The organism is Erwinia sp. V90_4, from assembly GCF_029967685.1.
GTDB lineage: Bacteria > Pseudomonadota > Gammaproteobacteria > Enterobacterales > Enterobacteriaceae > Erwinia > Erwinia aphidicola.
Window position 1 is genome coordinate 19,845 of the sequence record NZ_JASCAQ010000048.1, and the last position, 20,350, is coordinate 40,194.

The 20,350-nt window shown below is 49.0% G+C and carries 25 protein-coding genes and 1 pseudogene; 20 read left to right on the forward strand and 6 right to left on the reverse strand.

Annotated features, from left to right (window positions below; genetic code table 11):
* Nucleotides 1-17: 17 nt before the first annotated feature.
* On the reverse strand, nucleotides 18-311 hold the full coding sequence (locus QLG07_RS12200) for a hypothetical protein (protein ID WP_282469304.1): 294 nt from the start codon (nucleotides 309-311) through the stop codon (nucleotides 18-20).
* A 210-nt stretch (nucleotides 312-521) separates the two neighbouring features.
* Here QLG07_RS12200 and QLG07_RS12205 point away from each other — a divergent pair, with 210 nt between their 5' ends.
* Nucleotides 522-1,319 (forward strand): malate dehydrogenase, encoded by a 798-nt coding sequence (locus tag QLG07_RS12205; RefSeq protein ID WP_282469305.1) that lies wholly within the window; start codon nucleotides 522-524, stop codon nucleotides 1,317-1,319.
* Between the two features lie 64 nt (nucleotides 1,320-1,383).
* Here QLG07_RS12205 and QLG07_RS12210 read toward each other — a convergent pair whose 3' ends face one another.
* From QLG07_RS12210 to QLG07_RS12230, 5 genes and pseudogenes are all read right to left on the reverse strand, one after another.
* The gene (locus QLG07_RS12210) at nucleotides 1,384-1,635 is read right to left on the reverse strand and encodes a hypothetical protein (RefSeq protein WP_282469306.1); all 252 of its coding nucleotides are present in this window, start codon (nucleotides 1,633-1,635) and stop codon (nucleotides 1,384-1,386) included.
* Between the two features lie 23 nt (nucleotides 1,636-1,658).
* Nucleotides 1,659-1,826 carry a hypothetical protein gene (locus tag QLG07_RS12215; RefSeq protein ID WP_282469307.1) on the reverse strand — a complete coding sequence of 56 codons (168 nt, stop codon included), beginning with the start codon at nucleotides 1,824-1,826 and terminating at the stop codon, nucleotides 1,659-1,661.
* A gap of 63 nt (nucleotides 1,827-1,889) precedes the next feature.
* Entirely contained in the window at nucleotides 1,890-2,084 is a 195-nt protein-coding gene (locus QLG07_RS12220; RefSeq protein ID WP_282469308.1) for a hypothetical protein, read from the reverse strand.
* A gap of 223 nt (nucleotides 2,085-2,307) precedes the next feature.
* Nucleotides 2,308-2,619 carry a hypothetical protein gene (locus QLG07_RS12225; RefSeq protein WP_048918419.1) on the reverse strand — a complete coding sequence of 104 codons (312 nt, stop codon included), beginning with the start codon at nucleotides 2,617-2,619 and terminating at the stop codon, nucleotides 2,308-2,310.
* A gap of 445 nt (nucleotides 2,620-3,064) precedes the next feature.
* Nucleotides 3,065-3,301: pseudogene (locus QLG07_RS12230) on the reverse strand (helix-turn-helix transcriptional regulator); the annotation flags it as partial.
* 312 nt (nucleotides 3,302-3,613) lie between these two features.
* Here QLG07_RS12230 and QLG07_RS12235 point away from each other — a divergent pair.
* From QLG07_RS12235 to pilP, 19 genes are all read left to right on the forward strand, one after another.
* Nucleotides 3,614-4,138: a transcription termination/antitermination NusG family protein gene (locus tag QLG07_RS12235; protein WP_230050604.1), complete on the forward strand. Its 525-nt coding sequence runs from the start codon at nucleotides 3,614-3,616 to the stop codon at nucleotides 4,136-4,138.
* A complete protein-coding gene (locus QLG07_RS12240) occupies nucleotides 4,128-4,337 on the forward strand; it encodes a hypothetical protein (RefSeq protein ID WP_048918418.1) in 210 nt (69 codons plus the stop codon). The genes QLG07_RS12235 and QLG07_RS12240 overlap by 11 nt, the downstream gene beginning before the upstream one ends.
* Before the next feature lie 4 nt (nucleotides 4,338-4,341).
* Complete coding sequence (locus tag QLG07_RS12245; RefSeq protein WP_048918417.1) at nucleotides 4,342-4,992, forward strand: lytic transglycosylase domain-containing protein; 651 nt, start codon at nucleotides 4,342-4,344, stop codon at nucleotides 4,990-4,992.
* Entirely contained in the window at nucleotides 4,979-5,329 is a 351-nt protein-coding gene (locus QLG07_RS12250; RefSeq protein ID WP_048918416.1) for a hypothetical protein, read from the forward strand. The genes QLG07_RS12245 and QLG07_RS12250 overlap by 14 nt, the downstream gene beginning before the upstream one ends.
* Nucleotides 5,330-5,344: 15 nt before the next feature.
* Nucleotides 5,345-5,740, forward strand: coding sequence for a hypothetical protein (locus QLG07_RS12255; protein ID WP_230050602.1), 396 nt, complete (start codon nucleotides 5,345-5,347; stop codon nucleotides 5,738-5,740).
* Nucleotides 5,667-8,057, forward strand: coding sequence for a VirB4 family type IV secretion system protein (locus QLG07_RS12260; RefSeq protein WP_048918415.1), 2,391 nt, complete (start codon nucleotides 5,667-5,669; stop codon nucleotides 8,055-8,057). Before QLG07_RS12255 ends, QLG07_RS12260 begins: the two co-directional genes overlap by 74 nt.
* An 18-nt stretch (nucleotides 8,058-8,075) precedes the next feature.
* Nucleotides 8,076-8,729 carry a type IV secretion system protein gene (locus QLG07_RS12265; RefSeq protein WP_048918414.1) on the forward strand — a complete coding sequence of 218 codons (654 nt, stop codon included), beginning with the start codon at nucleotides 8,076-8,078 and terminating at the stop codon, nucleotides 8,727-8,729.
* An 83-nt stretch (nucleotides 8,730-8,812) separates the two neighbouring features.
* Complete coding sequence (locus QLG07_RS12270; protein WP_048918413.1) at nucleotides 8,813-9,178, forward strand: hypothetical protein; 366 nt, start codon at nucleotides 8,813-8,815, stop codon at nucleotides 9,176-9,178.
* A gap of 3 nt (nucleotides 9,179-9,181) precedes the next feature.
* Nucleotides 9,182-10,108 (forward strand): type IV secretion system protein, encoded by a 927-nt coding sequence (locus tag QLG07_RS12275; RefSeq protein ID WP_062818634.1) that lies wholly within the window; start codon nucleotides 9,182-9,184, stop codon nucleotides 10,106-10,108.
* A gap of 163 nt (nucleotides 10,109-10,271) precedes the next feature.
* The gene (locus QLG07_RS12280) at nucleotides 10,272-11,048 is read left to right on the forward strand and encodes a type IV secretion system protein (RefSeq protein WP_048918438.1); all 777 of its coding nucleotides are present in this window, start codon (nucleotides 10,272-10,274) and stop codon (nucleotides 11,046-11,048) included.
* Between the two features lie 2 nt (nucleotides 11,049-11,050).
* Nucleotides 11,051-11,848, forward strand: a complete 798-nt coding sequence (locus tag QLG07_RS12285; protein ID WP_048918439.1) for a TrbG/VirB9 family P-type conjugative transfer protein — start codon at nucleotides 11,051-11,053, stop codon at nucleotides 11,846-11,848.
* On the forward strand, nucleotides 11,835-13,028 hold the full coding sequence (locus QLG07_RS12290) for a TrbI/VirB10 family protein (protein WP_053110483.1): 1,194 nt from the start codon (nucleotides 11,835-11,837) through the stop codon (nucleotides 13,026-13,028). Before QLG07_RS12285 ends, QLG07_RS12290 begins: the two co-directional genes overlap by 14 nt.
* Before the next feature lie 9 nt (nucleotides 13,029-13,037).
* Nucleotides 13,038-14,048: a P-type DNA transfer ATPase VirB11 gene (virB11, locus tag QLG07_RS12295; RefSeq protein ID WP_048918440.1), complete on the forward strand. Its 1,011-nt coding sequence runs from the start codon at nucleotides 13,038-13,040 to the stop codon at nucleotides 14,046-14,048.
* A 2-nt stretch (nucleotides 14,049-14,050) separates the two neighbouring features.
* Nucleotides 14,051-14,404 carry a hypothetical protein gene (locus QLG07_RS12300; RefSeq protein ID WP_048918441.1) on the forward strand — a complete coding sequence of 118 codons (354 nt, stop codon included), beginning with the start codon at nucleotides 14,051-14,053 and terminating at the stop codon, nucleotides 14,402-14,404.
* 22 nt (nucleotides 14,405-14,426) lie between these two features.
* Entirely contained in the window at nucleotides 14,427-15,935 is a 1,509-nt protein-coding gene (locus QLG07_RS12305) for a type IV secretory system conjugative DNA transfer family protein (protein ID WP_048918442.1), read from the forward strand.
* Nucleotides 15,936-15,957: 22 nt separating this feature from the next.
* Nucleotides 15,958-16,878: a TcpQ domain-containing protein gene (locus QLG07_RS12310; RefSeq protein ID WP_282469309.1), complete on the forward strand. Its 921-nt coding sequence runs from the start codon at nucleotides 15,958-15,960 to the stop codon at nucleotides 16,876-16,878.
* A gap of 4 nt (nucleotides 16,879-16,882) precedes the next feature.
* The gene (locus QLG07_RS12315; RefSeq protein ID WP_048918443.1) at nucleotides 16,883-18,577 is read left to right on the forward strand and encodes a PilN family type IVB pilus formation outer membrane protein; all 1,695 of its coding nucleotides are present in this window, start codon (nucleotides 16,883-16,885) and stop codon (nucleotides 18,575-18,577) included.
* The gene (gene pilO2 / locus QLG07_RS12320) at nucleotides 18,567-19,937 is read left to right on the forward strand and encodes a type 4b pilus protein PilO2 (RefSeq protein WP_048918444.1); all 1,371 of its coding nucleotides are present in this window, start codon (nucleotides 18,567-18,569) and stop codon (nucleotides 19,935-19,937) included. The genes QLG07_RS12315 and pilO2 overlap by 11 nt, the downstream gene beginning before the upstream one ends.
* Nucleotides 19,924-20,340, forward strand: coding sequence for a type IV pilus biogenesis protein PilP (gene pilP, locus QLG07_RS12325; RefSeq protein ID WP_230050614.1), 417 nt, complete (start codon nucleotides 19,924-19,926; stop codon nucleotides 20,338-20,340). Before pilO2 ends, pilP begins: the two co-directional genes overlap by 14 nt.
* Nucleotides 20,341-20,350: the final 10 nt, after the last annotated feature.

The following is a 20,350-nucleotide window of genomic DNA, read 5'->3' on the forward strand; positions in this document are numbered from 1 at the left end:
TTGTTCCCCGCAAATACTCATTGTTCCCAGGTTAATTCCATATCAGTGTGAAAGTCAGCAGGCTTTAACTTGGCACCGCCACCGCTCTGAATTTGAGAAATGATGTTACCAACGTTAGAACCCGTTGAAATTGCCAGCTGTGTACCGTCTGTGAATTTGATTACAATCATTTCTGTCTGATGCACTTTGGAACCCGTATCCTGGAATCCAATTTGTACAGACTCTATAGTTTTTCCAACCATATCATTTGCTTGGTTAATGGAAAAGTTAGCTTCAATTTTCAAATTATTGCTGAATTTAGGCAGGGTCATATTTAAGCCTCAAAAGGATGACGAATCAAAAAACGGTCACTAAAGACCTTTCAGTACCATGCCAATACACAGTATCAGCTTTGGGCAAGGGATAGAAGCGCTGTCTGTAGGTTTAGGCTGGACAGAATAACCTGTACGTCCAAAATGAAGGAAAACGCACGTGCATGGTATAATTAGCGCATTCAATCAATTAGCACGACGGATGGCACTATGATGCAGAAGACCTTAGCCCAACGGTTTGTCTTACTTGAAGATGAGTACAGAGACGTATTAGCAACCAAATCGCTAAAGTTTAATTCTGTGCTGAACTCAAATAAAGTATACGTGGATTCGGCAAAGTACAGAACATGGATCGGCCGGGTTAAAAAATTACTGGAAGACAGCTTTGGAAAGGATTCGGATTTTTATAAAGATTTTATCGAGGCGCAGAAAGGATTTTACGCTTCAAACCATGACATTATCACCGGCCAATTAAAACCGGTTTTCGACGCAGCTAAAGCTGATCTGATCTATGCCAATTACCTGAATTCAAGCCCAGTATATAAAGAAACTGACAGATTAGATCTGATTATTAACGTGCTTGAAAGATTTCCTGCATTTTACCGCCAGTTGAAAAAGCGGCATAACGAAAGAGAAACCATTGAGGTGAACGACGAGTATGACGTTCAGGATCTGGTTCATGCGCTTCTCACTCTACATTTCGACGATGTCAGACCGGAAGAGGCTTCTCCGAGTTATGCAGGCTCGTCCTCCAGGCAGGACTTTTTGCTGAAGAAAGAAAAGATAGTGATCGAGGTGAAGAAAACGCGTAAATCTCTGGGGGCAGGAAAAATCGGAGAAGAATTGATCATCGATATGGCCCGTTATCGCGCCCACCCGGACTGTGACACGCTGATCTGTTTTGTTTATGACCCGGAGGGCTGGGTAAATAACCCGAAAGGATTGATCGCCGATCTGGAAGGGGGAGATACAGAAGGCAAGACCAGAGTGGTGATAGCTCAGTTCTGAGGCTCACTGTTGCATCTGGACAGAATTACGGTTCTGTCCAGTTAGAGTAAATGAGTGGCGTACATCATGCAGGCTCAAAGTCTGACGCATTAAATTCCTGCGCGTCATACCAGACAGCGCGGCATTGAGGGCAGTTCACGGGATACTGATTTTCAGCCGTTATGACACAGGACTTATTCTCTTCGACAGAGCTGCCCGACACGCAGAGCGCTTCAAAACCGTGTGCACCGGTTGCAATATGCGTCCTGGTTAATACTTTGAGAGTCCCGTCTATACGATAGGTTTCGCGTGTTGTTACCGTGCGTTTGTTTGACATTATGATACCTCCAGTGTTCTTGGCTAAATACCAAGCATTTTTTTCGTGTATTCTATGCTTTTAAATGCCGTCCAGTTTGCTTTGTAAAATTCAGTTGCGGCATCATCTAATGTTATAAGGCCCGCTTCAAAATCATTTTTTACTGACTCAAGGAAGCCTGGGATAATGAAAGGTTTCTGTTTGCGACTCATTTAATTATCTCGCTGTTTGTTAACTTGAGATAATCATAACACTTGAGTTATATAACACAAGTGTTATATGGGGTTTTTAAATATTTTGGTTTTGCTTGTCAGCATGATCCAGTCACCGTTATCCAGTTTTGCAACTTCATAGCCCTTTGATACCAGATTATTAAGCTGCTGAACCGAGTTAATCCCGGCGGCATTTGCTGCTTTCTCCCGGTTGCCCTCAAAGTAATCATTTACCATCTGAACAATAGAAATACGCATAATAAACTCCTTGCTATAACACTTGTATTATATTTCGGTTCAGTCATGCGTCAAGTGGCATGGAAGACCTTTAGCCTGTATTTCCGCGACCGTAGGCAGCAGGCGCTGCTCCAGTCTGCCAGCTATTCGGGCGCTGACCGCGCAGCTGCAGATTTACGAATACCAGCACTGGACAGAATTACGGTTCTGTCCAGATAAAGAAAAGTGGGAAGTTGTGAAACGCTTATGTGCGTTTCATTAGTTCCTGAACCGCCTGCGTGATACGCTCCAGCGTGTGCGGCATGGCCTGAGCGCCGCCGCAGAATGCAAGGTATTCCCCGATTTCCCTGAAAGCCTCAAGCTCGACGGTGGCAGAGTCCTGATCCGCGAAGCCAGTTTGTGTATTCACCGTTACGGTTTTTGCCGCCAGGCGGCAGCCTTGCCCGGCAAGAATCTTCATTGCATCACGGTAGTCATGTCCGGTAATGCAGGCGATCAGCAGTCGCGGGTCTAGAACTTCACAACCGGTGTGTTTCAGGTGATCAAAACTTTTCATAATGTTCCTCTGTGGATTCTGAAACGCAGGCGATCTGTAGCGCTTGAATAGGTTATTTGTTCTGATGCACGTTCAGGTCATTTTTCAGGAACTGCATCGGTTCTGGCAAGGGGTGGCTTTTGCCGGTTTTTTTTTAAATTCATGTTTTGCATATTCATTCCCCAGTTTTTCCCAGTCTTTCCAGAGAACGGCGCAGTTTGGATTCTACGCCGGTATCTTGCTACAAAAGCATTGCGCTTAGAAAGAAGCTCATCAGAGGTATAAATCAAAAGTACTTAATAGGAAGGTATCAAGGCTTTAATGAGGAAGGTAATTCTTCACTGGCAATGATTTCCATACGAAGTTTTAGTAATGACTGGATCGTTTTTGTCGCAGCAGCGAGCTGCGCATCCGCCTTTTCAAGCTCTATCAGCTCAGTGGCGGTGAACCTGAACCTCTTATGCCGCTTAAACATCGCCAGCAGTTGCTCTGCAAGAACTTCATCCCGGCAGTATAGATAGCATTCCGGAACCGCCAGAACGTCTGCAAAACGGCACGCCTGCTGGAACGTTGGGCTGTGAGTGTCTGTCTCATAATGAGAGATGCGACTCACTGTAAGCTCATCAATTCCTGCAAGTTTTGCTAACTCTGACTGAGTTAATCCCGCCGCTTTTCGGGCGGCTTTAAGTCTTTTACCTATCATGCCTAGTCTCCGTAAAAGGACATCTGGAGTTTAGGGGAATTAACCTCTTTCCATCATATAGGATTACTAACAAGTTGTTGATATACTAACAAATGGGGGTGTTATTATCGGCAGAAGCTATTGATAGCTTTGATCGTTTAAACCGATCAAAAGTAATAGAATCGATCTATTAAAACAATTAGACGAAAGATCGCTCAACCCTCAAAATTAGGGCCTTAACATTATTAAATATTCTAATAAATGCACTATCCGGGGGTTTGGGTAGTGCGCTAGCTATTCATAAAATCTACTTGAAAAGACATTGGAGGCCCAATGCAGGATAATTTTGCCGATGCATGGTATCTACTGCGCTGCCGTCAAAACCACTGGAAGACCATACAGCGAAACCTTAATGAAGCCGGATTGAAAACCTGTTGCCCTTTAATCTTAGAGCGAAGGCGAAGAAGCGATAAAAAGAATGCGTACCGACTGACAAATTCTCCCGCTTTTCCCGGCTATATCTTCGTAAGATTTAATCCTGACCTGATTCATACAACAGCAATAAAGCGCATCCCCGGCGCTATGGATTTTGTTAAGTTCGGTAATAATATTGCCACCATTCATCAGAATGAAATCGACGCCTTAAGAACGATTCATAATGATTTGCCAGCACCAGGTATTACCAGCAGTCTTATGCATTCTAAAAATGCCACACCGGGAAACACCGAAATACCCGAAGAGTTACAAAAGGTTTTAACTCAAATTTATAACGAACAGGATCCCAATGCACGGGTGAATGTGCTTTTATCCATGTTGCAGAAATCATCACCCCCCGCACGGAGAAAAAATGTCAACTAAGGCAAATGAAAAAGACTGCTCGAAGAACAAGTATTCAAATAACGTCTATATTGCAGCTGAGCCGCGCAAGAAGCTTGAAGAGTACATTACCGAAGTTGGCTATCAGCGAAAAAAAACTATCGCTGCATCAGCATTTGTTCGTTACCTGATTGAAGAGTTTGGCGAGCAGGCTAAACAGAAATTAATTAAGAAAGGATAAATGAATGATATCTACAGCGGCCTTCCTGGCGCTGGCGATGCAGTGCGCTCCCGACGTAGCACCCGATACAATCAGCCGCATTGTTAAAACTGAATCTGGTTTTAATCAGTGGGCAATTGGCGTGGTAGGAAAACCTTTAAAACGTCAGCCTCAGACCAGAGATGAAGCATTGGCCGCAGTTGAACAACTCGACAAAGCGAACGCTAATTTCAGCATTGGTCTTGCACAGGTCAATCGCCAGTATTTTCAAGTTAAAGAAGCTGAGCGCGTATTTTCTCCCTGCAACAATCTGAAGATGGGCGCGGATATTTTAAAAGACTGTTACGCGCGGGCGCTGAAAGTGTCGGATACCGAACAACAGGCACTTTTAAAATCATTTTCATGTTACTACAGCGGAAATTACACAAGGGGGTTCACCAAAGAGAAGAACGGCAGCAGCTATGTTGATCGTGTGGTCGCCGTTAATGCCTCCGGGGTAAAAGTACCCGCGCTTAATGACGATGCCGCACCTGAATTGTCACCCAGGCAGGAAAAGCCTTCTTATGACGCCTGGGATGTATTGCAGCAATATCCTAAATACAGCTCGCCATCTCAGGTAAATCATGAGCCGGTGAACGAAAAAAAGACTGAGGAAAAAACGGATGTTAAAAGTTAAACCACCTGCCGGAGTATCGGTGAAACTTTGCCTGCCAGCCTTGCTGGCTATGGCATTCTCGCCCTATGCACTAGCCGCCGGTGATACCGGATGGCTTGATACGCTGATTACCTATGCTAAAAATATTCAGGTAGGTCTTTATGCATTAGCCGCCACGGTGGTGCTTTGTACGTTAATCGTGTCAGGTATTAGACTGGCAATTTCCCGAATGTCGGGCAATCACGATAAAACCTTCTGGGACTATGTTGGCGATCTCAGCATGGCTCTGTGGATTGGTGGCGGTATCGCTATCTTCTCAGCACTGTGGCAGGTGCTGGGTTCTCTGAGCAGCTCCTGATTCCGGGGGGATATAATGGAGGAAGAAGAATTATCTTTTGATAGTTATAACGCAATGGGCCGAACGGCATCTTACGCGGGCGTACCTCAGTTTGTGATTCTGGGCATTATCGTTTTCGCCATTGCGTTCACCGGAATAAGCTGCCTGCTGTTCGGCTGGCTTGGACTGGTTTCTCTGATTATCCCCGCCGCCATTTTTATCATTGTCAGAGTCATCTGTGAAACTGACAGCCGGTTTCTTACCCGCCTTCGCTTCATGCTTAGGCGGTATTGCCGGAACATGATTTATGGCCGGGCACTGCTTATCACCCCTTCTAATTCTCGCTGGAAACAATTTTATGGCAGGCGAATTGCGCAAGAACGGTTTATCGCCAGAGAACCGAGTGCCGTGGATGAATTACCACGTTCATGAAAATATGGTGACGCTAAGTGGTCAGCGTCTTCTCAGCATTATCCGTTTTAAAGGTGTCTCCTACGGCACTAAGGAAAAGCCAGAACTCAATAAACTGTTTCGTGAGAAAAATCGCTTCCTGCTTTCGTTGGGAAAGAAAGAGGGAAAGAACCTCATGATCCAGACGTGGACGACGAAATCATCCGTTGTACTCGATGCCGATTATCAGATTGATCTACCCATACTGCAGGATTTCGTGGACGCCTACACGGCTCCCTTTAAAAAAGGCAACTACCGTCAGGTAGGCTATGGGATGGCCTTTATCCTGAAGTATAAAGACTTGGATGAAGGTATGAGCAGGATGAACGATATCCTGATCATGGCAAATAAGATGCTGGACGACTTTGAGCCATCCGTGCTAGGAATGGAAGAGAATGCCGCTGAGTCGGTTTTCTCACAGGTTGGACGTTTTGTATCAATGCTGATTAACGGCGCGGAACAGGACGTGCTGTGTTCTTCAACGCGGCTTGGCGATGCTGTAATTGACAGCGTGACCAATTTCGCGCCTTACGACTTCATTGAAAACCGGCCTAACAGCGGGGGCGCGCGTTACTGCACGACATACGACCTCCGTGATTATCCATCAAGAACGGTGCCCGGGATGTGGGATGAAGCTGTTGAAGAGCAGCTGGATTTTACATTAGTTCAGACCTTTATTTTTGAAGACAGAAATAAGTCGAAAGTGAATTTCCGGAAACAGACCGTAGACCTGTCCACGGCGGAAGGAGAAACGGATCAGACGAAGCAGCTGGAAAAGGCAGTGCAGGAAATCACCCAAGGTGAAAAAGTTTTTGGCCGCTACCACGCCTCTCTGATCGTCTATGGCGATACGCCGCAGAAAGCCATCGATAACGGCGCGATGCTGGATTCCATCTTTACTGCCAAAGATTCGCGATTCATACGATCAACCGTTACCAACGATGATACCTACTACTCTCTGTTTCCTGGCTGCACTATCGCCCTGTATCCGGTGCCGAAATCTACGGAAAACCTTGCGTGTGGTTTCTCATTACATGCCGCGCCCGTGGGGAAAGCGGATGGCAATCCGATTGGAGACGGTAAAGCGTGGATGCCGTTTAAAACGATCAGCGACGCTCTGTATTTTTTCAACGCGCACAACAGTCCGATCGGAAAAAATAATATCGGGGAACGTCTGCCAGGTCATATTTCGGTAGTGGGGGAAACCGGGGCAGGTAAGACAACACTTGAAGGAATGATGTTGCTCTTTGCCAGCCGCTGGGATTGTGGACTCTTCCTGCTGGACTATAACAAGTCCTTTGAAAATCTGGCGAGGGCGCTTAATACGGAGTATTACACCGTTTCACCTGGCGTCAGTACCGGCATAAATCTGTTTCAGCTTGAACCTACGGAAGCCTTACGTCAGCACCTGTTTGATATGGTGCTTTCCATGGCGGGCGGTGGGACTGAGGCAGAACAGCGACAGATACGCAATGCGATTGGTTCTGTACTGGAGCATTCCGTGGTTACTAACCGGGGCATGTCCCTGCTGCTGCAGGATATTTCAATAACTGAAGATGAAAACTGTCTTCATATACGTCTCGCTAAGTGGTGCCGGATATGCCCGGATGGTTCACAGGGCCGCTACTGGTGGGTAGCTGATGCACCTGTTAACACGTTTGATCCTGCTAAATATCGCAGGGTTGCATTTGACAACACGCGTATTCTTAATGAGTCGTATTACGTTAAAAATACCGAGATGATTGAAATTTTTCTTAATAACATGTTTTTCCTCAAGCGTCTTATGTTAGAGGCACAGTCCGTTCCGCTATTTATAAATCTTATTGCTGAATGCTGGATTCCTTTAAGTTTTGACAGTACAGCAAATGCGATTAAAGAAGTTCTTAAAGCTGGTCGTACTCGCGGCGAACTGTTGATGATGGATACGCAAAGCCCCGAAGATCTCAGTGAGTGTAAGCACGGGCCAGCCGTTATTCAGCAGGTCGTGACGCAAATCTGGCTTGCGAATAGTAAAGCTGATGCAGATAGTTACGCTAAATTCAAAATTAAGGGTAAAGAGTTCAGCATTATTGAAGACCTCAAGAAGAACTCCCATGAGTTTCTGATTAAGCAGGGGCATCAGTCCACGCTGTTATCATTCAGCTTAACAGACGACCTCAAATACTGGATACCGATATTATCGACATCCATCGGGCCTGGTGGAAATATCCATATTGCTGAACGAGTACGCGAAACGCTTCAGACCAATGACCCGAATATCTGGGTTAAACCTTTCCTGGATGAATGTCTCAGGGCATAAACTGTCTCCGAGGTAACAATGAAAAAACACTTACGTGCAACGGCGCTGGCGCTGGCGTTAATGTCATCGGCCTGTGTGGTTGAGGCTACCGGTATTCCCGTTGTAGATGTCACCGGTATTGCTCAGATGGTGCAGGATGCCACGCAACAGGCTAAGCAGGCGTTAGACCAGCTTAATCAGACAAAAGCCGCTATACAGCAGGCCAAAGACCAGTTTGATAACTACAAGAATCTCGTTACAGGCAATAACAAGCTGGGCGACTTTCTTAATGACCCAACACTCAACAGCGTATTGCCCGTCAAAGACTGGAATGATATTTACCAGGATACAAGCAAGCTGGGCGAACTGCGCGATCGCTATGGCGTGATGTACAGCAATTCGCAGATTCAAGCCTCATTTGACCGTCTGTTGTCGCAGGCAGGCGCGCTGGAAGATGCCTATAACGCATCTAACCAGCGCCTGAAAAACGCGGAGGAAATGCGCACACGGCTGAATACCGTACAGACGCCACAGGAGCGCGAAGAACTGGGTCTGCGTTTTCAACAGGAACAGCTCGAAATTCAGAACCAGCAGATTAAATTGCAGAATATTAAGATGCTGATGGATCAGCAGGAGAAAATAGCGGATAAACAGCGGGCGCAGGCTGCATGGAATCGTCTGGAGGGGAATTAAATATACCTCACTCGCTTAATATTATTATGAAATTTAATGCGTTTGTGATTAAATAGAGTCTTAATATTAAATAGGGATGAAACATGAAAAAGCTATTTTGTGCGCTCGCCGTTGTTATTACCTCTTCTTTTTTATCTGGCTGTGATGACGAAACCACGCAGAAACAGTCGGATGTCTTTTCAGGCCATTGGAAAGCCGTTAATAAAGCAGACGGCAGCGCACTTAACGCTAAATACAGCTCAGTGATGGATATCACCTGCAGTGAGGCTGCGTGTCACATTGTGAATAAGAAAGTAACCGTATTGAGCGATGACGAACTGGTCAGCAATACGGACTGGACAATTAAAGATGATACCACGCTGGTAAAAGGTAACGGCATCGCAACGGTTTACGTTAAAGACAATAAACTGATTGCGAGCGATATTGTGTACGAACGACAGAAGGAATAGTGAATGGCTATAGAGTTAGCTGTAGCGCAAACTCTGTACCAGGCTATCGATGACGCACTGACCGGAATGATCACCACTGGCACCTCAAATCTCATGATTGGTGTCAGTGCTCTTTACGGTGCTATCTGGATGATTGAAAGAACAGTCGCCACGATGAACTGGTATTTTAAAGGATTTGATGGGGCGTTACAGGAAGAAATAATGAATGCCATCAAGGCATCATTCATTATATTCAGCGCCTTTAATATCGGATGGTATATCCGCATCGTTGTTCCCTTCGTTAATGACATGCCCTTATGGGCAATTCATACGCTGTCAGGTCAGCCGACAGGTACAAATCAGGTTGATGCTCTGATTAATACATTCTTGAATGGATTGTGGGAATTTATTAAAAACATCGATTTCGATCCCATCTTTAACTTTAAAGAAAGCTTGGCAAGTTTACTGGTTATTTTCTGTTTTCTTCTGGGTGGCGTACCCTTCCTGGGCGTCTGTGTTGCAACCCTGATAACGCTAAAAGTCTCTATCTCCTTATTTCTTGTGGTCGGTCCTCTGTTTATAGCCTTCGGGTTGTTTGACCAGACCCGCCAATACTTCTGGGGATGGGTATCTTTGCTGGGCGGGTTCATGCTCACGCAGCTGATATTCGGCGTTGCTATAACGTTTGAAGTAGCTTTTCTGAATAAGTTTGTCCTGACGTCCGATCCGAACGGGGCAATGAGCGGCTCGTTCAAGGGAGCGTTTGCGCTGCTCTTTTACTTTGGTGCGTTTACGGCTATCGCAACGGAAATCCCCAACTATGCCGCATCGGTAATGGGAGGATCACCCAGCGGAGCTACCGGGTTAAAGCGCCTCATGATGAAGTCTACCGGGCTGGGTGCAGCGCAGCGCTTTGCAGGGGGGTTACGCAACCGCATCCGTCCCGCCTGATATTCCTGTCTTAAAAAAACTGAAAGTGAAAATGCCATGACCATGAATAAATTGATCGGGTTATTTCTCTCCTTTTGTGTGTTATCCGGCTGCGCCTCTGTCACAAATAAAAACGTTCATGCTGATGAATGGATCAAGGTTAATAAGTTAAAAGGAGAGTGATGTGTTTGGTAATAAAAAGAAAAAACTCATCCAGCAGTCATACGATATCGAATCGAATAAAGATAATTTGACTCAGGAGCAGGGTAAAGATATATCCATCGCCGCGCAGGCTTATGCCCAGGCGGGGCAGTATTTTGAAAAGTACATCGCCGCCGAGGAAAAGAAGAAAGCCAAGAATGCTAATCGCCGGTCTGTTTTCTTTGCCGTTGTGGCCGTTATGTCAGTTGGAGCCGTCCTTTTGCTGACCCCGTTAAAAACAGTTCAGCCCTACGTGATCCGTGTAGACAGTAATTCTGGCTATACAGATATAGTGCGTTACGGCCCCGATCAGGACATTAACAATACTGATGACGCATTCTGGGCTACGGCTTACGTCACACAGCATGAGAGCTATAACTTTTCGACGCAGGATGAGCGCACTAAGTTTGTTGAGCTGACGTCCTATCCCTCCGTTTATACCGAGTACAAAAACTTTCAGCTGTCTAAGAAAGGCTATCTGGCTCAGCTGGCCGACAAGCAGCAGATGCGGGTGACGATCCGAAACGTCAGCAAGTCTCAGCTGAGTGAGGACAAGAAAACCGCCACGATACAGATACGATTCGATAAAACCGTGGTGGATGACGTGGGGCAGCCGGTGACGAGTATCCCGAAAACCACCTGGCTTGCCACCGTCAGCTTTGATTATTCCAGACCGCCCAAGAACAAAGCCGAAGAGTGGATTAGCCCCCGTGGATTTGCCGTGAAGGCGTTTGATAAAACGCAGGAGGTTGGGTACTGACCATGAAAATGCACCTGTTGGCGCTTTTCATCCTGGCGTCTGTTTCAACCGTCGCGCAGGCTGAAACCAGCGGGCGAGGAAGCCAGCTTGATCGGCGGATCCAGACCGCAACGTATTCCCCTGACAACGTGTTCCGCATCAATGCCGCCGTTGGCAGGGCCACCGCCATAGAGTTTGAACCCGGAGAGACAATACGCAGTAAAGATGGCGTCATGGTGATGGGTGATCCCAGCGCCTGGGAGATTGGCCCCAATGCATCTGGGGGCATGGTGACAATAAAGCCTAAAACTGATGAAGAACCCGATACCAATTTTATCATTAACACCGACAGACGCGCTTACGTGATTGAGCTGAAGCTGGTGAAAGATGTGTCAAAGATGACCTATCTTCTCCGCTTTGATTATCCGTCCAAAACGGTGCCGGGTGACGATCCTTTTATCGGGCGCAACCTCAACCAGAACCCCTGTTCTGGCAGAGAAAACCGCCGTTACGAAAAGAAAGGCGACCTTTCTATTTCACCTTCTGAAGTGTGGGATAACGGCACATTTACATGTATGCGCTTCCCGACGAATGCGCCTATGCCGGTTGTGTATGAGGTGCTGCCTGACGGAACTGAAACGCTCGTTAACTTCCATAACGTGCAGGACATTCTCGTTATTCATACCGTTAGTTCGATGTTTAAGCTGCGCCTCAACAAGTTGGTGCTGGCCGTTCGGACAGGCATCCGGAATACGGGGTATTACAACTATGACGGCACGACAACCGGGGAAATAAGGCAGGTAAAAAATGACGTCAAATAACGCCGGTGGCGATTCTAAAGCACCGCGCGGTGACTTTAATCTGCTGGGCGTGAAGAAGGACAAAAAGCCCAAAGCAAAGGTGTACATGGTTATCTGTGGCGGCGTAATTTTTCTTCTGATTGCCCTTTTCGCCATCTTCTTTTTTGCTTATCGAGCCATGGAGGCCAACAGCACCGAAAAGGTTGATGAGTCAAAGGTAAAAGCCGACCCCGCACTTAGTTCAAAGGTTTCGGACGATGACGAGCTGCAGAAGCGGCGAAAACAGATTCTGGAGAACCGAAAGCAGGAGGAAAAAAAACAGCAGCCACCTCCAGCGGCAGCGGCTACCGCACCGCTTCCCGCCAAGCCCGAACCGCCACCGCCCAGCGCCGCATATCTGCGTAAACTGGGAGGAGGGGTGCTGGTTCAGGAATCGGATAAAGGCAGTGGGTCAGGCAGTCAGCAGGGCGTTGCGCCTGCAGAGCAGCCAGAACCCACGCCAGCGGTAAACACTGTCGATGTGGATAGCGGTACGGCAATGGCAGGGGGGGCTGACAATACGCGCGGTAGCCTGTCAGACCTCGGTGGAACACATTACGCGGCTACGGCGGCCTATATGTCACCACCGCGTAAGTTTCTGCTGAAACGCAAATCGAATCTTCGCTGTGCGCTGTATACCGGTGTCAAAACCGACCATCCCGGCTTTGTGAAATGCATTCTGACACAGCCGCTTTACTCGTCGGATGGCAGCGTGATCTTGGCTGAAAAAGGAGCCGAGCTTGACGGTGAGCAGAAGGTGGAGATGAAAGCCGGACAATCGAGTGTATTCACGACTTGGACCGATATGGAAACCGCAGGTGGCGTGCGCGCAAGCCTGAACGGGCTGGGTACAGGCGCAATGGGCGAGAGCGGCACCGATGCTTATATGGATAACCACTATGGGCAGAAGTTTGGCGGGGCCGTCATGCTGTCATTTATCCAGGACGCATTTGCCTCAGCAGCGAATGCCACAAAGAAGAACAGTTCCACTTACTCCTTTGATAACAGCGAGAGCAACGCGGAAAACATGGCAACGAAAGCGCTTGACAGCAGTATCAATATCCCACCAACCGGCTACGTACTGCCGGGTACGGTGATTAACGTGATTGTTGCTCAGGATATTGATTTCTCAACCGTGTTTAAGACACGCAGGCAACACTAAGGATAATGTATGTTTGATAATTCCACGCTGGCGCGTGACTTCCTTAAGCAAAGCGGCGTCCATGAATGCCTCAACCGGCCAGGCATACGCGACGTTGCCATCAACCGCCCCGGTGAAATCTGGCTGGAGAGTGCCGAAGGCTGGCAATATGAGGCACGTCCCGCGCTGGACTATGCGATGTGTCAGCGTCTGGCAAACGCGCTTGCGGCCTATAATAACCAGAGTCTGACAGCAAAATCCCCGATTAAAACCGTCGAGCTGCCGGACGGCGAGCGCGGCCTTATCGTGACGGCCCCGGCGTGTGAGGCGGGCACACTGTCTATGACGTTCCGTAAGCCCTCAAACGACCGCTATACGCTGCAGGGCTATATCGACAGTGGCCGGTTCAGCAGTGCGCTGTCGGTGACGGGGCGGGGAAACGAGCTGGAACCGTGGCAATACCAGCTGAAGGAGTACCACGCCCGGAAAGACTGGATAAACTTCTTCCGCCTCGCCGTTGAGCACCGCCAGAACATCATCATTTTTGGCGGCACGGGATCGGGGAAAACCACATTCGCAAAAGCGCTGGTTGACCTGTTCCCGTTTGACCGGCGGATGCTGACAATTGAAGCGGTGAATGAGCTGAAGCTGCCGCTGCACCCTAACCATGTGCATTTAATTTATGGCGATATCATCACCCCGAAAGAGCTGGTTTCCTGTTCACTGCGTATGAAGCCCGATCATATTTTCTTGGCCGAGCTGACGGGGGATGAAGCCTGGGACTTTATGGAGCTGCTGAACACGGGCCACCCCGGCACCATCACGACGGCACACGCGAACGATACGCTGTCCGGCTATGGCCGTGTGTGTGGAATGATAAAGCAGGCACCGGTGGGCATGGGGCTGGATTATGAGTACATCGAGCGCCGGGTAAGAACCTCATTTGATATAGTGCTGTATATGGAGCATACCCGTATTCTGGAAGTTCACTACGAGCCGGAAACGAAACTGCGATTACTGAGTACCTCTGCCGGAAAGTAATTATGAAAATGTTTTTTATCCTAGTGACAATATTTATTGTCTCAGTCCTGCTGTGCGTGGTTATTGGTAATTACTCAGGCGGGGCGCTTTACTTCTATCTTGCAAAAATACCTGTCGGTAACGTGACGTGGCATTCCCTCTATGATGGTATTCATCTTTCGGTGAAAGACCGGAACTTTGTTAATGCGGTTTGGGGGACGGCGCTGGCCGTATGGATTATTTTTCTTCCTGTCATGGTGACACTGATAACCATCTGGTCATACATGAGGCCAAATAATAAAGGCCTGCACGGCAATGCCCGCTTTGCTAACAATAAAGAGCTGGAGAGGTTTCACTATAAAGGTGATTACAATTAATTCTGCTGGAGTGAGCTAGCACATGGCAAATAAAATTAAGCGTCCGGGCATTATTATTGGAAAACACCCGACGAAAGATATTTTTCTTACTTCATACGGTCAGACCTTTGTTCTGCTTGCTGCACCTCCGGGAAGCGGTAAAGGCGTTGGATTCGTAATTCCTAATTTACTTTCCTTCCCGCATTCGGTTGCGGTGAATGATCCTAAGTTTGAAAACTGGAATATCACTGCAGGTTTTCGCGCGTCATGCGGGCATGAGTGCTACCGCTTTTCGCCGGAGCTTCTGGAAACTCACCGCTGGAATCCGCTGAACTATCTGTCTACCGACGAATTGGATCGCTTTGGTGATATTAAGTCACTCGTTGCGACGCACTTTATCGATCCTGACGGTAACAATCAGTCGTTCTACAACAACGCCGGTAAAATCGCGTCGGCGCTGCTTCTATACCTTATGGAAACCCCGGAACTGCCGTTGACGCTGCCGCAGCTGTATGAAATCACAAGTCTAGGGGCGGAGCTACCCGGCTGGATCCTTGAAACCATTGAGAAGCGTGATAACGAAGGTAAACCACTGTCGGCTGAAACCACGCGTGAAATGATGGTGGCCGTCTCGATGTCGGAAAATCCTAAATCATGGGGTATTTACTGCGACATCCTTTCCGAAGTGCTGGGCATGTACGGTGAAAAAAAGGTGGCTTGGGCGGTATCAGGCAACGATATCGATTTTTCCAAGATGCGGCAGAAGCTGATGAGCGTATACTTTTCCGTGACAGAGGGAGCCGTGGAAAAATTCGGCCCGCTGATGAACCTATTTTTTACGCAGCTGATGCGGGCTAATTCTAAAGTGCTACCTGAACACGGCGGCGAAGATGAGAACGGGGATCCCATTCTTAAATATCAGATAGCCATGATTATGGATGAAACCAAAGTCATGGGGCGCATTAAAGCATTTGAAAACGGCCCTGCTTTACTTCGTGGCTATGGCTTTCGATTTAACTTCGTGATGCAGAATAAAGAGCAGCTGCGCGCGCGAAACATGTATGGCACTGAAACGGCCAATGCCATGATGAATGCCTTTCACGTTGAAATTGTTTATGCACCCGCCAAACAGGATTATCACTCGGCGAAAGAGTACAGCGACGCGCTGGGCACAACGACGGTCAACGTTACTTCTTATTCAGAAAGTCTTGCAGGTAAGCAAAAGACAAAAAATAAAAGCCAATCTGTACAGGCCAGACCGTTGATGCTTCCGCAGGAAATAACGGACATGCCTTATGAAGAAGAGATTATTTTTGTCCAAGGTGAGAAAGGATCTAAACCCGTAAATATAAAGGCCCGAAAAATATTCTGGTATCAGGAACCGGTGTTTATTTTCCGTGGGAATATGCCTACGCCGGGAATACCCACGGCAACCCGTTCGCAGCTGAATGGAATTGTGGTGCCGATGCGGAAAACTGACCAGGTAATTAATGCCGATTTTAACGACGAATTCAGCGGTGTGGTGGCAGATGAGAAAAAGAAAAGGCTGTGATGCGCGTGGCAAAAAGCTGCTGATGGTCGGGCTGATGGCGAATGCACTGGCCGCCTGCAGCTCTCCGCCAAAACTCTCCGAGCCAGAGGGAGACTGGGTCAGCTTTGAAACGCCTTATACGGCTGCGCCCAGTGTTACCACGGCAGCGCGATCTCTGGTGCGCCAATCCGTTGCGGCCAGCTCCAGTTATATTCAGCGCGCGCCGCCGCCGGTCAGTTCACCTGCCCGCCCGCCGGTACTTACCAGCCTGGTGATAGCAGACGGTAAAAACGTTCCACTTTACATGGCTGTTCGCACTGTCGTACCGACGTCTGAGAACATCAGGCTGTCGCCTGATGTGGCGAAGAGTTTCCGCAACAATGTTTCGTGGACTGGCAACGATCAGTGGCCGTTTGTCCTGCAGAAAATGCTCAGGGCAAACGGGCTGGAAGCGGTGATCGATGCCGGGAAGCATGAAGTGATGATCCAGTACGGGCAAAAAGCAGGGGTTCCTGTTAAACCGGTCATATCCGCAGCAATTAACGTCACCAAGGCGACCCCCGATCCGGGTGATAAACCGAAAGGTGGCTTGCTGCAAACGCCGGTTGTGCCCGTTGTGACACAGGGGGCACAACCGGCAGCGAAAAAACCGCCAGTTGTTCCGGTTGCTCCCGTATTACCTGTGCAAACCACAAAGATCTGGACGGCCAGTAAAGGCACCACGCTGAAAGCAACCTATCTGGCATGGGCCGCTAAAGAGAAGTGCCCTGCAGGGGGCAAGGTCTGGGAGGTTCGCTGGGAAACAGACACTGACTATCCGATTGATTACCCGCTTACCTTCAGCAGCAGCAGCTTTGAAAACGTGACTACCCAGCTATTCGATCTTTACCGCAGGGCACCGGCTCCGGTGTATGTGCACGGTTATCGCAATCAGTGCCTTATCATCATTAACGACACCAAGTGAAACCATGAAAAAACCGATTTTTACAGCAACCGCTATCGCGCTGCTGCTTTCCGGCTGCGCTTTACAGCGTATGAACGAAGTGAAAAAAACCGCTTCTGACGATGGTGTTAACACCTCGTCTCTTATTCAGCAGATGGGAGATAATTTCCCGGTTGTGCAGTTCCAGAACAGCCAGTATGTGAACATGGTTCCGCTGCCAAAACCGAAGTATGACGCGCCCCGCCAGATTGTGAACTGTCAGGTCACGTATAAAGCGGTTAAGCCGCAGGACATTTTCCAGTTCAGCCAGGATATCAGTGAGCAGTGCCATATCCGGGTGCGCGTCACGCCGGATGCGGGGACGTATCTCAGCGGTAGCGGCGGAGAAAGCGGCTCACCAACGCAGCGCTTAGGTTCTGTGCCATCGCCAGTGATAAACAGTGATGCGATGCGCCCACTCGGCTCATTCGGTGGAGAAACGGGTAACGGGGGCGCTCCTGCCATTGCCTCCGTCCAGCGCACTCTGACCGACGTCAGTTATACCGGAGGGCTGGGTGGCCTGCTTGACCTGGTAAGCGGCAGGCTGGGGATTTCCTGGAAATACGATGACGGTGGTGTTGTGTTTTATTACCTGGAAACGCGCCGCTTTGATATTCAGCCAGCCGATGCCAAGTACGCGCTTAAAGGATCTGTGACCAGCGGCCTCTCAAACGCAACCGGCACGGATAATTCCAGTTCCGGATCGGGTTCAACGGGCGGCGTGTCCGGGGCGGGCGGCTCCACCATGTCCTCCACGGTTGAGATGGGTAACGACCTGTATAAAGATCTGAAGACCACCGTCGAAAGCATGTTAACGCCGGGAACGGGCCGACTCAGCCTGAACGCCACAACCGGTACGCTCATGGTCACGGACGTTCCTGATGTGGTGAGCCGCATCGGTGATTATCTGGATGATGAGAACAGCACCCTGAGTCGCCAGGTGATCCTGAAAGTCGTCACCTACACCGTTAACACCAGCGCCAGCGATATGGTGGGAATTGACTGGGGGCTGGTCTGGAAGTCGCTCAGCGGTAAATACGGCCTGTCGCTGGCGAACAGTAACAGCACTACGGCCACGGATGCGATTTCAGGCGGGTTTAACGTACTTGATACGGCAACCGGATCGGCGGCGCAGTTTGCCGGTTCCTCATTCCTGCTCGATGCGCTGTCTAAGCAGGCCAATGTTTCTGACGTCAAAACCAGCACGATCATGACAACCAATATGGCCGCCGCACCGGTGCTAGTTGGTCAACAGACCACGTACTTGAAAGACGTTTCCACCACGGCGTACACGTCGGGCAGCTCCACGGTGCCAACGCAGTCGCTGACGCCTGGCAGCGTTACCACGGGAACCAACATCACTATTCTGCCGAAAATCCTCAAGGATTCTGACCGGCTGATGCTCAACATGTTTATGGATATCTCCAGCCTCAAGCAGATCCGTACCATCACATCGGATACGCAGAAGATTGAAGCCCCGGATATCGATACCCGCTCACTGCAGCAGCGCGTCTGGCTGAAGCCCGGACAGACCCTGATCATGAGCGGTTTTGAACAGAACACCAACGACTCTAACCGTCAAGGGACGGGATCGCCTGACAACATCCTGTTTGGCGGCCTGCTGTCGGGGGCTAAAACCAAGCAGAGTTTTGTTATCACGGTGACGCCATATGTTCGCTAAAAACCGACCTGACAGGCTCAGGACAGAGACGCCGCCCGATGATGACGGCAGCATACACATTCTTGAAATCAACAAACGCCGCTTTGTTGTTGGCCTGAAGTGGGAAACGGTGCGCACCACGCGAAACCTGATGAAAGAAGTGCGGCGCATCGGGAAAGAGCGAAAGCTGGACGTTGTTGCGATCAGAAAGAGTGACTCAACGCAGGCCGGATTTGCGCCCAGGACAAAGCAGAAGCTGCGCGGCGGTTATTCTCTGATCGTCACGCTGGCTTCCCTGCTGGAAGGGTGCTGCATTGCGGTTGTCAGCCTGGGTGAAAACAAAGACGGCGAGCCGATATTTACGCTCGTCGGGAAAACCCTGAAAGGTGGTATTCATCCCTATTCGGATGAGGTTTACAGGATTGATGATCTGCAGCAGCACATCATTGACCTTAAAGCCGATCTGCGGGGTAACAACACCTCCATGGATATCCCTGTCTATTCAGACAGGGAGTTTTCCTTTACGACTGACGTTCTCAACTTACAGGAACTGCTGAACCCCAAAAAGCTGAGTAAAGATTACCGTCTGAAACCGCTCACCTGGGGAATGACGCGTAACCAGCTGATTGTTGCAGGTATCGCGGTGATTGCCCTTATTGCTGCACTGGCTTTTATCGAGCACCAGAGCGAGCAGCGGGCACTGGCAAAACGGCGGGCCATTGCTGCCGAGCAGTTGCGGCTTGAACAGATTAACAAGGAGGCGCGTTATAAGGCCGCACAGGCAAAGCTGAAGCATCCATGGCTTGAAACACCCTCCTTGGTCGGTTTTCTGCAAAGCTGCGAGAAGCTGGGTAAGAAAGTTCCCATGTCGGTGAAGGGATGGACGCCGACGACGCTGGAATGCACCGGCGGCCAGATGAATGTGACGCTGATGCGGCCGGAAAATTCAGCGGCCACGACGGCACAGGTAGTGGACGCTGTTAAGGCGCTGCTGGGTGCAGACACGCAGTTTTTCTTTAATCAGACATCCATTGTCACCTTCAGCATTGTACAACCTGTGACGGCTAACGGGGATGACCCGCTGGTCAGCAGCGATGAGCAGCTGAAAAAAGTCATCTCGCTTTTTCAGTCAGTCAATATTGAGGCGGCATTTAACGCCGTGGCCGTAAAGGAGGCGGAGAAAAATGAATTCGGGGAAGAATTGCCAAAGCAGGACTGGCTTGAATACACCTTTGACGTAGATACCGCTATTCCTCCGCAGCTGGTTTTTATTAAAGACGATTTTCCGGGACTGCGACTCAATAAAATTATTTATACGGTCGATCAGGGTAACAGCGCTATTCAGTATAAAATCACAGGTTCGTTATATGCCAAGAATTAAATTAAACCGAATTTCAGCCGTTTTATTTCTGATGCTGTTTGGTACAGCACATGCAAATGTCGCCACCTTTGGCGATCTGGATGAACTGCAAAGCGAGCGTTTTTATTACCAAGCTCAGGCAGCGGCAAAAGCCGCCAAGCGGGCAGCGCAGGGTGAAGGCGGCCCGGAAGCCAGTCAGAACGTCATTACGGCAGGCACTGGGCCTTATCAGGCAAGCGATAAGTTGCCCGTGCTCGTTAAAGTGAATGGTCGCAAAGCCGTGATTGATTTCGGTGACGGTACAACACGCAGTGTTTCACCGGGAGAGATATTACCCGGTGGGAAATTCCAGGTGCAGAGCGTATCGCTGAATGGCGTCAGCGTAAAACGTATTTCCGATGGTAAAAGTTTTCCACTAAATTAAAGGAAATAAC